At 70.4% G+C, this 12,477-nt stretch carries 13 protein-coding genes; 6 read left to right on the top strand and 7 right to left on the bottom strand.

Annotated elements, in window-relative coordinates; all coding sequences use genetic code 11:
• Positions 1–94 precede the first annotated feature (94 nt).
• A complete protein-coding gene (locus ACLJN9_RS10105; protein WP_410810877.1) occupies positions 95–1,561 on the top strand; it encodes an MFS transporter in 1,467 nt (488 codons plus the stop codon).
• Between the two features lie 103 nt (positions 1,562–1,664).
• A complete protein-coding gene (locus tag ACLJN9_RS10110) occupies positions 1,665–2,657 on the top strand; it encodes an SEC-C domain-containing protein (RefSeq protein ID WP_410810878.1) in 993 nt (330 codons plus the stop codon).
• Positions 2,658–2,715: 58 nt separating this feature from the next.
• Here the strand turns inward: ACLJN9_RS10110 and ACLJN9_RS10115 are convergent, their stop codons facing one another.
• Positions 2,716–3,330, bottom strand: coding sequence for a TetR family transcriptional regulator (locus ACLJN9_RS10115; RefSeq protein WP_410810879.1), 615 nt, complete (start codon positions 3,328–3,330; stop codon positions 2,716–2,718).
• Between the two features lie 96 nt (positions 3,331–3,426).
• On the opposite strand from ACLJN9_RS10115, the gene ACLJN9_RS10120 reads away from it, so the two are divergent.
• On the top strand, positions 3,427–4,401 hold the full coding sequence (locus tag ACLJN9_RS10120; RefSeq protein ID WP_410810880.1) for an aldo/keto reductase: 975 nt from the start codon (positions 3,427–3,429) through the stop codon (positions 4,399–4,401).
• A gap of 109 nt (positions 4,402–4,510) precedes the next feature.
• On the opposite strand, the gene ACLJN9_RS10125 is transcribed toward ACLJN9_RS10120, so the two are convergent.
• Positions 4,511–5,101: a TetR/AcrR family transcriptional regulator gene (locus ACLJN9_RS10125; RefSeq protein WP_410810881.1), complete on the bottom strand. Its 591-nt coding sequence runs from the start codon at positions 5,099–5,101 to the stop codon at positions 4,511–4,513.
• 106 nt (positions 5,102–5,207) lie between these two features.
• On the opposite strand from ACLJN9_RS10125, the gene ACLJN9_RS10130 reads away from it, so the two are divergent.
• The gene (locus ACLJN9_RS10130) at positions 5,208–6,230 is read left to right on the top strand and encodes an aldo/keto reductase (protein WP_410810882.1); all 1,023 of its coding nucleotides are present in this window, start codon (positions 5,208–5,210) and stop codon (positions 6,228–6,230) included.
• 124 nt (positions 6,231–6,354) lie between these two features.
• Entirely contained in the window at positions 6,355–7,566 is a 1,212-nt protein-coding gene (locus ACLJN9_RS10135; RefSeq protein WP_410810883.1) for an MFS transporter, read from the top strand.
• Between the two features lie 82 nt (positions 7,567–7,648).
• On the opposite strand, the gene ACLJN9_RS10140 is transcribed toward ACLJN9_RS10135, so the two are convergent.
• Entirely contained in the window at positions 7,649–8,266 is a 618-nt protein-coding gene (locus ACLJN9_RS10140; RefSeq protein ID WP_410810884.1) for a TetR/AcrR family transcriptional regulator, read from the bottom strand.
• A gap of 128 nt (positions 8,267–8,394) precedes the next feature.
• Here ACLJN9_RS10140 and ACLJN9_RS10145 point away from each other — a divergent pair, with 128 nt between their 5' ends.
• On the top strand, positions 8,395–9,147 hold the full coding sequence (locus ACLJN9_RS10145) for an SDR family NAD(P)-dependent oxidoreductase (protein ID WP_410810885.1): 753 nt from the start codon (positions 8,395–8,397) through the stop codon (positions 9,145–9,147).
• Between the two features lie 78 nt (positions 9,148–9,225).
• Here the strand turns inward: ACLJN9_RS10145 and ACLJN9_RS10150 are convergent, their stop codons facing one another.
• The 4 genes from ACLJN9_RS10150 to ACLJN9_RS10165 form a co-directional block, all read right to left on the bottom strand.
• Entirely contained in the window at positions 9,226–9,858 is a 633-nt protein-coding gene (locus ACLJN9_RS10150; RefSeq protein WP_410810887.1) for a TMEM175 family protein, read from the bottom strand.
• 267 nt (positions 9,859–10,125) lie between these two features.
• A complete protein-coding gene (locus tag ACLJN9_RS10155; RefSeq protein ID WP_410810888.1) occupies positions 10,126–10,707 on the bottom strand; it encodes a TetR/AcrR family transcriptional regulator in 582 nt (193 codons plus the stop codon).
• On the bottom strand, positions 10,700–11,536 hold the full coding sequence (locus ACLJN9_RS10160) for an alpha/beta fold hydrolase (RefSeq protein WP_410810889.1): 837 nt from the start codon (positions 11,534–11,536) through the stop codon (positions 10,700–10,702). The genes ACLJN9_RS10155 and ACLJN9_RS10160 overlap by 8 nt, the downstream gene beginning before the upstream one ends.
• A 356-nt stretch (positions 11,537–11,892) precedes the next feature.
• Positions 11,893–12,156: a DUF6244 family protein gene (locus ACLJN9_RS10165; protein WP_410810890.1), complete on the bottom strand. Its 264-nt coding sequence runs from the start codon at positions 12,154–12,156 to the stop codon at positions 11,893–11,895.
• Positions 12,157–12,477: the final 321 nt, after the last annotated feature.

Below are 12,477 nucleotides of genomic sequence, written 5' to 3' on the forward strand. Positions count from 1 at the left end.
GCCCGGCCGCCCATCGCCCGGACCCGACAGCCTGCCCGCCGCACACGACGGGCGACAAACCTCCTTCCGTACGCAATCCAGGGAGTCTCCTCTCGTGGCAGTGACCTCCCGACGCGGCTCGCGTCGGCTCACCTTCTCCGTGCTGGCCGCCGGCGCCGGGTTCTTCGCGATGCTGCAGTCGCTGATCACCCCCGTGCTGCCGACGATCCAGCACGACCTGCACACCTCCCAGAACACCGTCACCTGGGTGCTGACCGCCTACCTGCTGTCGGCGTCGATCTTCACGCCGATCCTCGGCCGGGTCGGCGACATGGTCGGCAAGGAACGGATGCTCGTCGTCTCGCTCGCCGCGCTCGCCCTCGGCTGCCTGCTGGCCGCCATCGCGCCGAACATCGGCGTGCTGATCATCGCCCGGGTCGTCCAGGGCGTCGGCGGCGCGGTGTTCCCGCTGTCGTTCGGCGTCATCCGCGACGAGTTCCCCGCCGCGCGGGTCGGCTCCGCCGTCGCCGCCATCTCGGCGATCGTCGCCGTCGGCGGCGGGCTGGGCGTCGTGCTCGCCGGCCCGATCGTGGCCGCGCTGGACTACCGCTGGCTGTTCTGGATCCCCATGGTCGTGGTCGGGCTGACCGCCGTCGCCGCGTACCTGTTCGTGCCGGAGTCGCCGGTGCGTACCCCCGGGCGGATCGACTGGCGTGCCACCCTGCTGCTCTCCGGCTGGCTCGTTGCGCTGCTGCTGCCGATCAGCAAGGGCGCGGCCTGGGGTTGGACGTCCGGCCGGGTGCTCGGTCTGCTCGCGCTCGCCGTGGTGCTGCTCGTCGGCTGGCTGGTCGCCGAGGTGCGCTCGCCCAACCCGCTCATCGACATGCGGATGATGCGCCTGCCCGGCGTCTGGACCACCAACCTCGTCGCCCTGCTCTACGGCGCGTCGATGTTCTCCGTGTACGCGTTCCTCCCGCAGTTCGTGCAGACCCCGACCGCCGCCGGCTACGGCTTCGGCGCCAGCATCAGCCAGGCCGGCCTGCTCATGCTGCCGATGCTCGTCGCGATGTTCGTCGCCGGCCTGATCGCCGGCCGACTCCAGTCCGTCTTCAGCGCCAAGGCGCAACTCGCCACCGGCGCCACCTTCAACGTGGCCGCCTCCGCGATGCTGGCCGCCGCGCACGACACCCGCTGGGAGATCGGCGTCGCCGGCGGCCTGGTCGGTCTCGGGATCGGGCTGGCCTTCGCCTCGATGGCCAACCTGATCGTGGGCAGCGTGCCCGCCAGCCAGACCGGCGTGGCGACCGGCATGAACGCCAACATCCGCACCATCGGCGGCGCGATCGGCGCCGCCGTGGTCAGCGGCGTGATCACCGCCCATCCGCAGGCAAACGGACTGCCCCGGGAGGCCGGCTTCACGATGGGGTTTCTGGTCCTCACCGCGATCGCCCTGGCGGCCGCGCTCGCGGCCCTGGCCGTCCCGTCCGCCCGGCGGGCGGCGTCCGGTCGCCGGCCGTCCACCGCGACGATCCTCGAATCCGAGCTAGCCGGCGAGTTCGCCACCATCCCGGCGACCCGCTGACGTGGAGCCCGGGGTGGTCACGCCGCCCCGGGCTCCGCCGTCCGCGCCAGATCCGGGAGTACGCTGGCCGCTCCCGCCCACCGCCTGTCACCGGGATGCGCCCATGCCGACGCCCGAACCACTGACCGCCGACCGGATCGACGAGATCGGCACCATGGGACTCACGAGCCCGGACCCGGCCGCGCTGGTCGCCGAACTGGTCGGCGCCGTCGACGAGGGCAGGGTCGCCGACCCCGACGACACCGGGTACGCGCTGCTGGTCGCCGCGGACATCCTCGATCGGGCGGGAGATCTGGCCGACGCGCTCGCGCTGGCCACCCGCGCCGTCGCCGAGCAGCCCGACGAGAACGCCTACGCCCGATCGGTACGCGGCGGGCTGCTGCTGCGGCTCGGCCGCGAGGACGAGGGCCTGGCCGAGCTGACCGAGCTGCGCCCGCTGCTGCAGACCCACCCCGACGCCACCTACCTGATCGACGAGCTTGTCGAATCCGGCCGCCCCGAGACGGCACTCGAGTGGCTCACCGGAGCGCTCGACGCGATCCTGCAACGGAGCCGGAGCCACCAGCACGAGTCCGAGGACGCGCAGGACGAGGCCGCCGCGATGATCTACGGTCTGGCCCAGCGGCGGCACAACCTCCGCGAGGAGATGGGCCTGCCGCACGACGACCACGACAACCTGGCCGACCGGCTGCGCGCTGCCAGCGACCACGCCCTCGGCGCGCTCGACGACGGCCCGGCGACGCTGCTGTTCTGGCCGCGGGTGGAGTTCGACGCCCTGCTGGCCCGCTGGCCGGCGCTGGCCGACAGCTACCCGACCGATTGGGACGAGCATCGCGCCCAGATCGAGGGCGCGCTGGCCAACGCCAGCGGGCTGGGCGCCGCCGGCCTGGGCGTGGTCGCCGGCACCGTCGCGGGGCTGGCCTCCTTCGCCGAGCAGGCGGGCAGCGACCCCACCGACGAGGAAACCCTCGACGAGTACGCGGACAGCCTCGACGAGGCCGGTCCGGTGGCCTGGCCGCCGGGCCGCAACGACGCCTGCTGGTGCGGCTCGGGTGCCAAGTACAAGAAGTGCTGCCTGCCACGTACGCGCGGCTGACGTGTGCGCGGTGCTGCCTGCTGCGCTTGCGCGGCTGACGTGTGCGCGCTCGCGCTGACTACCGCTCGACCGGCTGCCCGGTCACCGCGTCCACCGCCGCGTCGAGAAGGGCGCCGATGTCGTCGGCGCCACCGCTGTCGATCCACTGGTTGAGCGCCACGTCCAGGCAGATGAGCGCGGCGGAGACGATCGCGCGGGCGCGCAGATCAGCGCGGGGGGTGTCGTCGGCCAGGCGCGCGACGATCTCGGGCACCAGCAGTTCGGTCCAGAGCAGCTGCTTCTCCAGATGCCGTGCCCGCAGGGAGGCGGTGGTGAGCAGGACGGCCGACGCGCGCAGCGCGAACACCGGATCCGCCCGGATCTCGTCGACCAGTGTGCCGAGAGCGTGCCGGATCGCCACCCAGGGCGGCTCGATCGACGGTCGCGCCTGCAACGCCGCGCGCAGCGCCGCGCCATGCTCGGCCTGGTCGCCGACGACTACGTCCTCCTTGGTCGGGAAGTACCGGAAGAAGCTCCGGCTGGAGATCCCGGCTGCGGCCGCTATCTGGTCGACGGTCGTCTCGTCGAACCCGCGTTCGCTGAAGAGCCGCATCGCCTGAGCAGCGATCTGGGCCTGGACGGCCCGGCGGGTGACCGCCCGCAGGTTGCTGCCGACCGCGCCGGAAGGACTCATGCGCCGATCATACGACGCCACGAGTGGCAGTGACTGCCACAAGCGGCGTAGGCTGACAACTACCATCGGAAGTTTTCACGCAAGGAGTGAGCAGCCATGCAACAGCGACGACTCGGCCGGCAGGGACTGTCCGTCTCCGCGCTCGGCTACGGCGCGATGGGCATCTCCCTCGCCTACGGGCCGGGTGACGCCCAGGAGGGCATCGCCACCATCCGCAAGGCGTACGACCTCGGGGTGACCTTCTTCGACACCGCCGAGCTCTACGGCCAGGGGGAGAACGAACGGATCGTCGGTGAGGCGGTTGCCGGCTTCCGCGACGAGATCGTGATCGCCACCAAGTTCGGGTTCGACTTCAGCGGCACCCGACCCAGCGGCGTCGACAGCCGCCCGGAGCACATCCGCGAGGTCGTGGAGAACAGCCTGCGATACCTCAGGACCGACCACATCGACGTGCTCTACCAGCACCGCGTCGACCCGGACGTCCCGATCGAGGACGTCGCCGGCACCGTCAAGGAGTTCATCGACGCGGGCAAGGTCCGCTACTTCGGGTTGAGCGAGGCCGGCGAGAAGACCATCCGGCGGGCCCACGCCGTGCAGCCGGTCTCCGTGCTGCAGACCGAATACTCGCTGTTCGAGCGAGAGGTCGAGGTGCTCTTCCCGCTGCTGCGCGAGCTCGGCATCGGATTCGTGCCGTACTCGCCGCTGGGCCGTGGCTTCCTCACCGGCCAGGCGAAGCCCGGTGCGCAGTACGACCCGACGGACATGCGGCAGTCCGACCCGCGCTACCAGCCCGGCAACTTCGAGAAGAACCAGGAGGCGACCCGGCAGCTCGGCGACCTCGCGGCCGGCAAGGGCGCCACGGTCGCCCAACTGGCGCTGGCCTGGCTACTCGCCCAGGGCGAGGACATCGTGCCGATCCCGGGCACCCGCAGCGCGACCCGACTGGCGGAGAACGTCGGTGGCGCCGACCTCGTCCTCACCGAGGCCGACCTCAACCGGATCAGGGGGATCCTGCCGACCGGTGGCTTCGGTGCCCGGTACATCGAGGAGTACATGCCGACCTGGGTCTGAGCCCGACAGCGAGGTGGCGGATGATCCGCTCGCACCGCAACGACGCCCGGGGTGGTCCGCCGCCCCGGGCGTCCGCGTGCCGGCGGCCCCACCAGCCCCTGCCTCGAACTCAGTCGCGTTCGACCAGCCCCGCGATGAGCAGCCCGACGAGGCGACGCGCGTCGTAGAGGGGATCGTTGTCGGCACCGATGCAGAGATTGCCGACGCCACGCATCAGTTCGTAGGCGGTCAAGCCCTCGCGGACCTGCCCGGCCTCGGCTGCGGCATCGAGCAGGTGGGCACACACCGGCACCAGTCGGTCGAGGAAGTAGGCGTGCAACGTGCCGAAGCCGGCATCGTCGGACCGCAGCACGCCGGCGAGCCCGCGCTTGGTGACCAGGAAGTCGACGAACAGGTCGATCCACCGGCCCAGCGCGGCGTGCGGGCTCGCGCTGCTCGCCAGCAGGGCCGGACCGGCAGCGGCGCAGGCGTCGACCTGGTGTCGGTAGACGGCAATGATCAGATCCGCTCGCGTCGGAAAGTGTCGGTAGATCGTGCCCGTCCCGACGCCGGCTCTGGCCGCGATGTCGCGTACCGGCGCTTCGACGCCCGATGCCACGAAGGCCGCGGCGGCCGCGTCGAGCAACGTCTTCTCGTTGCGGACGGCGTCTGCCCGCCGGCGCTGCGGTGCGCGCCCACCGTCCCCCTCACCATCGGTCACGGCCTGTTCCCTCCGTCACTGGACTAGGCAAACGGAACGTCGTTCCGTATGGTTAACGGAGCAACGTTCCGTTTATTGATGATGCCACAGCCTGGAGGAACACCCCATGCAGTACCGCAGCCTGGGCCGCACCGGCGTGCAGGTCAGCTCCCTCGTGCTCGGCGCGATGAACTTCGGCACGATCGGGCGCACCACCCAGGACGAGGCCACCGCCATCGTCGACGCCGCCCTCGACGCCGGAATCAACCTCATCGACACCGCCGACATCTACAGCGGCGGCGAGTCCGAGCAGATGGTCGGCAGGGCCATCGCCGGCCGGCGCGACGACATCGTGCTGGCCACCAAGGCCAACAACCCGATGGGCGACACGCCCAACCACCGGGGCAGCTCCCGCCGGTGGCTGGTCACCGAGTTGGACAACAGCCTGCGCCGCCTCGGTGTCGACCACGTCGACCTCTACCAGATCCACCGGTGGGACCCGAACACCAGCGACGAGGAGACCCTGTCGGCTCTGACCGACCTGCAGCGCGCCGGAAAGATCCGCTACTTCGGCTCCTCGACGTTCCCGGCCTACCGGATCGTGCAGGCCCAGTGGGCCGCTCGGGACGGCCATCTGGGCCGCTACGTCACCGAACAGCCCAGCTATTCCATCCTGCAGCGCGGCATCGAGACCCACGTCCTGCCCGTGACCGAGCAGTACGGCCTCGGCGTGTTGGCGTGGAGCCCACTGGCCTCGGGCTGGCTGTCGGGCGCGATCCGGCAGGGCCGGGAGATCGCCACCAACCGATCGGCGTTCATGCCGCAGCGCTTCGACACCACCATCCCCGCCAACCAGGCCCGGCTGGACGCGGTCGAGCAGCTGGCCACGGTGGCCGACGAGGCCGGCCTGACGATGATCCAGCTCGCGCTGGGCTTCGTCACCGCGCACCCGGCGGTCACGAGCGCGATCATCGGACCCCGCACACCGGAGCACCTGCGCTCGCAGCTCGCCGCCGCGGACACCGTTCTCACGGCCGACGTACTCGACGCGATCGACGCGATCGTCGCGCCCGGCGTCGACCTCGCCGCCCACGAGAAGTTCGACACGCCGCCCGCCCTGCTCGACCCGTTCCTGCGGCGCCGTCGCTGAACGGCCCTGGCCGCGCTGGCCGCGCTGGGTCGCTGGCCGGTGATAGCGTCCGGCGCAGAATCGGGAACGGCACGCGTCCGGTGGCTGGGTAGGCGCGTCTCTTCGCTGTGCGTGGAGATGCGTCATGTCGTACCGGGAATTGTTCCGAGGGTCGAGCGGCGCCCTGCTCATGCTGGGTTTCCTGGCCCGCCTGCCCTACGCGATGGCCCCGCTGGCCACGCTGATGCTCGTCCACTCCGCGACCGGGAGCTACGGCTTCGCCGGCGCCGCCGCAGCCGCGCAGAGCCTCGCCGTCGGGGTCGGGGGCCCGGTCGTGGGCCGGCTCGCCGAGCGGTTCGGGCTCCGCCGGCTCGGCGCGTACGCCGCCGGGGTGAACGTGGCGGCGATCGCCGCGCTCATCGCCGCCACCCAGGCCCGGCGCGAGGTCATGGTCGTCGCGGCGGTCCTCGTCGGGCTGACCCAACCCCAGGTCGGGCCGCTGCTGCGCGTGCACTGGTCCAACCTGGCGGCGACCCGCCCGGCCGGGTCGGGCCTGCTGAGCACCGCGCTGTCCTACGAGGCGACCGTGGACGAGGCCAGCTTCGTGGTCGGCCCGGCCGTCGTCGGTCTGCTGGCGGCCGTTCCGGCACCGGTGCCGGCGTCCGCGCCGCTGGTGGCCGGCGCGCTCCTGCTCACCGTGGCGGCCGTGCCGCTCGCCACGCGCTACGCCGAGCCGCCGGCCCGCCGTCCAGACCAACCGAGCGCGACGGTACGGCTGCCGATCCGGCCGCTGTCCACGATGGTCCTGGCCATGGCCCTGCTGGGAGCGATCTTCGGCGTGGTGCAGACGGGCGTCACGGTGTACGCCACCGACGCGGGCAGGCCGGTGGCGGCGGGGCTGCTCTACGCCGGGCTGGGCCTGGGCAGCGCGCTCGCCGGCTTCGCGTACGCCTGGCTGCCCCGCGGATTCACCCTCCCGGCCCGGTACCGTCTCTTCACGGTCGGCGTGGTTCTGGGCATGAGTATGCTGGCCGTCGGCGACATCCTGGTGCCGCTGCCCGTGGCTGTGGTGCTGGCCGGCGCGACCATCGCCCCTCACATGATCAACGTGTACACGCTCACGGAACGGCTGGCGCCCGGGCGCGTCGCCGCCGCGATGACGGTCGTCTGCGCTGGCGGTCCGGTCGGGACGGCCGCCGGTCAGACCGCCGCCGGGTTGTTGGCCGACGGCCACGGGTACCGGGCGGCGATCGTTCTCGGGCCGCTGCTCGCCGCCGCGGCGCTGCTGCTGGCGTGGTTGCCTCCGACCGCGCACACAGCAGCTGGATTCGATGGGGTCAGGCGGGACATCGGATGACGGGCAGGTAGGCGCCGTAGGCCTTGCCCTCGGCGGTCGGCACAGAGGCGTCATGTTCCTGTTCCACGACACGCGGACGTTGCTAGCCCCTGCGGCGAGTGCGGTACGCCTCGGTGAGCGGTAGCCCTTCGAACGCCTGTTCGGCGGCGGCGTCGAGCGTGTCCTGGCCGATGCCGCCCTTGGCCATGACGTCCATTCCCCGGTTCAGAGACAGGATCATGCAGGCGATGGCGCAGCCGTTGGCATCAGCGTCCAGGTCGCCGTGTCGCTGAGCGGCGGCGACACACTCGGTCAGAATCCGCTGCTGCTCGGAGAAGACGCCGAGGATCACCTCGTGGGCCGCGGCGTCGTGGTCAGCCACCTCGAGCGCGAACTTCCCGGCCATGCAACCGAAGCGCTCGTCGTCGCGGAGCACGAACCCGGCACCTGACAACATCCAGGTGTGGAGCCGATCGATCGCCGTGTCGTCCGGGCCGTCGAGCTCCCCCTGCGTCTGGATGAGGGCCTGCCGGACGTACTCGCGAAGGGCCTTCATGAACACGGCGTGCTTGTCGCCGAACGAGGCGTAGAGGCTTCCCCTGCCGAGGCCGGTGGCTGCTGAGATGTCGTCGAGGCTCGCGCCGGTGTAACCGCTCGCCCGAAACACACGGACGGCGGCGTCGAGGACGGTCTGCTCGTCGAAGCTGCGCGGTCGGGCCATGGCGCAAGGGTAGCGCGTTTTTGTCCGTGTAGTACAGAACACAGTTTTCATTCTTGGCGATCCAGTACAGAACCGAGCTAGGTTTTTGTCGAGGCAGTACAGAACTCGCCACGACAGAGGAGTACCCCATGAGCAGGACGCTCGACGGCAAGATCGCACTCGTTACCGGCGGCAGCACCGGCATCGGCCTGGCCTCCGCCAAGCGGCTCGTGAACGAGGGCGCGTACGTCTTCGTCACCGGCCGCCGCGCCGAGGAGTTGGACAAGGCCGCAGCCGAGATCGGGCACAACGTCCGGGCGGTCACTGGCGACATCGCAAACCTGGACGATCTGGATCGGCTCTACGCCACCATCCGGGACGAGCAGGGTCGGCTCGACATCGTCGTCGCCAACGCCGGCACGGTCGAGGTCCGGCCGACGGCACAGGCCGACCCCGAGCACTTCGACAAGATCTTCAACACCAACGCCCGGGGTACGTACTTCACCGTGCAGAAGGCCCTGCCGCTGCTCGATCGGGGCGGCAGCATCGTCCTGGTCTCGTCCGGCATGAACGTCAAGGGCTTCCCCGCCTACGGTGTGTACGCCGCCACCAAGGCCGCGATCCGATCCCTCGGCCGCACCTTCGCCGCTGAACTCAAGGACCAGGGCATCCGGGTGAACGTGCTGAGCCCAGGCGTCATCGAAACGCCGATCATGGGCAGCCAGTTCGCCACCCCGACGGAACTGGAGGCCGGCCTTGCGATGTTCACGTCGATCATCCCGCTCGGCCGCCTCGGCCGGCCCGAGGAGATGGCCGACGCCGTCTACTACCTGGCCTCCGACCAGAGCAGCTACGTCACCGGTTTCGACCTGGTCGCCGACGGCGGCGTCGTCGAACTCTGACCTCGGAGCACGCGGGGGGTGGCGCTCTTCGCCACTCCTCGCGTCGTGTGCCACGTGGATACCGTCGTGGCCCGTTCGCTAGCGATTCTCGCCGTCGAGAGGGATTGGTTCGAGCGCGGGTAGCGGCAGCCAGAAGACCGGGATCATCAGAGCGAAGATGACAAGCCCGAGCGCGGGAAAGAACGCGCCGACAGCCACGCCGAGGAGCGTCAGCAGCGGTCCGGACAGAAACCGCCTGCTCACGAGCCGTCCTGCTGAGGGGCTCACCCGCTCGTCCAGCAGCCTCGGCGCACGCAACGCGTACCGCCAGATCGCGTTGAAGAAGATCGTGCCCACTCCGAAGGTGCCACCGAAGAACAACACGGCAAGCGACTCACCTGCCCCTTGGCGGAAGGCAGCGGCGAGGACGGACGCCGCGAACGGCACGAACGCCACATCCATCAGCAGCCCGGTGTTGAGGAGTAGCAACCCTCGGTCCGCCGCGACGATCTGGTCGAACATGACGTGGTGGTTGGCCCAGATCGATGCGATCAGGAGGAAGCTCAGCACGTACGCCAGGAACGAGGGCCACAGCTCGACGAGATCGCGCCCCAGGTGGGCGGTGTCGTCGGGCGGATGGATCTCCAGCACCAGGAGCGTGATGGAGATGGCGAAGACCGCGTCGCTGAAGAAGATCGTCCGGGCGGGATCCCTGCGAGCGCTCCCCTGCAACGCTGCCTCGTCCGCCGGCCCGGTGCGTCGCCGGAAGCGCCACCTCCCTGTCACAGGTGCAGCAGGCCGACCGACACGGCGCGGCGTCGCCGGTCACCGACAGCCACGCAGGAGCGCATTCTCGCGACGGGACAAAACACCATGAGCAGAGCCTAAACGCCCTGATCCGGGCTGTTGCTGACACACTCCCGCGTTCAGCTATCCGTGGGCTCGCCGCACGCGACGACGGAGCATCCTCGATGGTGCGAGCCCGCGAGACGCCACGTGTCAGCGGGAGAGGGCGCCGGTGGTGGCCTGTAGGCCGTGATCGATGAAGTCGATCATCCAGGTGAAGCTGTCGTCGATGTCCGTGTCGATCTGGAACCCGCCGGCCGCTTCGAGGGTCGAGAACCCGTGCAGGATGCTGCGGAGCATCCGCAGGGCGTGGATCTCCTGTCCGGCATCCAGCCGGTATCCGCGCAGCATGGCCGCCCAGGACACGAGCACCCGCTCTGCGGCCGGGGTGAGCGGGTCGTCGGGCCCGGTCGGGTGGGCGGCGTTGCCTGCCGCGTACCGGCCGGGGTGTTCCCGCACGTACACCCGCATCGCCTGCGCACCGGCGGCGAGGGCGTCGCTGCCCGCCCGGCCCTGGGTCGCGTCGCGGATGGCATCACCGAGCTCGGTCATGGCCAGGACGGCAATCCGGTGGGCGAGGTCGGCCTGGCTCGCGACGTGCCTGTAGAGCGACGGTGTCCGGACTCCGAGCCGTTCGGCGAGCAGACCCATACTGAGGTGATCGAAGCCGATCTCGTCGACCAGATCGGCGCCGGCCTCGGTGACCGAAGCCGGGGTGAGCCGTGACCTAGGCATTGCTCTGCGTCTTGGCCAGGAAGGGCAGCGTCAGCGCGAGGACCTGATCGGGCGTCTGGACGTGCGGGTAGTGACCGGCACCCTCGATGACGACCAGCTCGCCGAGACCCTGCGGCAGCTCGGCGATGATCCTCTCGCCCTCGGCGCGCGGGTCGGCCCAGTCGGGGTCGAGGCTGCCTTCGATGATCAGGACCGGGCAGGTGACGTTGGGCAGTTGTGCGCCGGCGTCGCCAGGGTTGGCCTTGCACATCGCCTGCAGGGCCTGCATCCGGCCGGGCTCGCTCAGCTTGGCCTCGATGCGCCCGAGCTCCGCGTCCCAGTCGGCGGGCTTGGTGGGGATCGCCACGTCGAGGTACTTCTTCCAACTCGCCAGGCTTCCCCGGAACATGACCTGCCCCAGCTGGGTGTATCCGGTCCGGAAGCGCTTCACCCGCAGCAGGCCGCCGATGTCGATCGACTGTTTACGGGTGAACGGCGCCAACTCCACGACCCCGGTGATCAGATCAGGCGCGGTCGCGGCCGTGATGGTCGCTGCGCCTCCGCTGATCGACTGTCCGATGATCACGGCCGGGCCGCCGAGGTGGCGCACGACCGCGACCAGGTCGCCCGCGATGTCGGTACGGCTGTAGCCGTCCCAGCCGAGGCTGGAGTCTCCGCAGCCCCGGATGTCGACGTTGGCGACCCGGTATCCGGCGGCGGCCAGGGCCGGGACCAGGAAGCGGTAGGAGTGTCGGCTGTCGCCGATGCCGTGCGCGAGGACGACGAGCGGGCCCTGCCCGGTCACGTCGTAGGCGAGAGTGTTGCCGGCGATCGTCAGGTACTCGGTCATGACATCCTCCATCAGCTTGCTAACCGCGTTAGGTTCTCGCTAACGACATTAGCCTAGCGGTCACTGATCTACCAACGGAGGCTCTTCCGGTCACGGCTCGGCACGGATCGTCGCCGCGATCATGCAGCCGCACCGACACGTTGACGGCCACGCCGGGCCTGTGGGCCGGAACGCCTCGGCGGCACCGACACGCCTGCGCCGAGTGGACGGCGGAGCCTCAGGGGTGTTCTCGGCTTCGAGCCGCGCGTCGCCCAACCCCGATTCGGGTAGCGCCGGCTCCCGCCCCGGAAACACGGGTCGCAAGGTGACGTCGACTACCACGGGTGGTTACTGGATCTTGCTACCACCGCCCGTGGTCAGTTACCCAACGCGCGGACCTTGGCGATCGTCTCCTGGACCTGCTGCTTGGCGGGCTCGCCGCCCTGGGCGGCCTGCGCGAGCGCCTGCCGGTAGGCATCGATCATCCCGATCAGTGGGCCGGCGGCCACGCCCTGCAGGGCACCCGCGACCATCGACCTCGCCTCGGCGGCATCCTGCGCTGCCGCTGCCGTCTTGGCCCGTGCCTCGTCCAGCTTCTGTGAAGCCGCCGCCAGCCTTGCGATCATCTCCGCCGCGCTCACACGCCCTCCCCCAGGCAGCCCGATGCGTCACGGCCACGCCCACCGCACCGGCAGTGACCACGAGGGAGCCTACGAGATCGACACGGTGCGCAGCCACCCCGTCACGACAACGATTATCGGCTGCTACCACTCGGCCGCGCCCAGCGCGTGGACGCCTTCAACAGCGCGGGGCGAGCAGCAACTACCCGCGGAGCGAATGCGGGACCCGCTCGTAGAAAGGTCGTGGGTATAGGAAGCAAGATCACCACCGAACACCACACCGCCCGAGAGTCCGTGTTCAGTACGTAGCTGCAAGATGGACGGTAGCTCCGGCCGGAAAGC

The sequence above is a fragment of the Micromonospora sp. 067-2 genome, from assembly GCF_046549295.1.
Classification (GTDB): Bacteria; Actinomycetota; Actinomycetes; order Mycobacteriales; family Micromonosporaceae; genus Micromonospora.

What these genes read in the sequence shown, in the direction of transcription:
- ACLJN9_RS10110 (WP_410810878.1), top strand. Translation starts at nt 1,665, where the DNA reads ATGCCGACGCCCGAACCACTGACCGCCGACCGGATCGACGAGATCGGC.
- ACLJN9_RS10115 (WP_410810879.1), bottom strand. Translation starts at nt 3,330, where the DNA reads ATGAGTCCTTCCGGCGCGGTCGGCAGCAACCTGCGGGCGGTCACCCGC.
- ACLJN9_RS10120 (WP_410810880.1), top strand. Translation starts at nt 3,427, where the DNA reads ATGCAACAGCGACGACTCGGCCGGCAGGGACTGTCCGTCTCCGCGCTC.
- ACLJN9_RS10130 (WP_410810882.1), top strand. Translation starts at nt 5,208, where the DNA reads ATGCAGTACCGCAGCCTGGGCCGCACCGGCGTGCAGGTCAGCTCCCTC.
- ACLJN9_RS10135 (WP_410810883.1), top strand. Translation starts at nt 6,355, where the DNA reads ATGTCGTACCGGGAATTGTTCCGAGGGTCGAGCGGCGCCCTGCTCATG.
- ACLJN9_RS10140 (WP_410810884.1), bottom strand. Translation starts at nt 8,266, where the DNA reads ATGGCCCGACCGCGCAGCTTCGACGAGCAGACCGTCCTCGACGCCGCC.
- ACLJN9_RS10145 (WP_410810885.1), top strand. Translation starts at nt 8,395, where the DNA reads ATGAGCAGGACGCTCGACGGCAAGATCGCACTCGTTACCGGCGGCAGC.
- ACLJN9_RS10155 (WP_410810888.1), bottom strand. Translation starts at nt 10,707, where the DNA reads ATGCCTAGGTCACGGCTCACCCCGGCTTCGGTCACCGAGGCCGGCGCC.
- ACLJN9_RS10160 (WP_410810889.1), bottom strand. Translation starts at nt 11,536, where the DNA reads ATGACCGAGTACCTGACGATCGCCGGCAACACTCTCGCCTACGACGTG.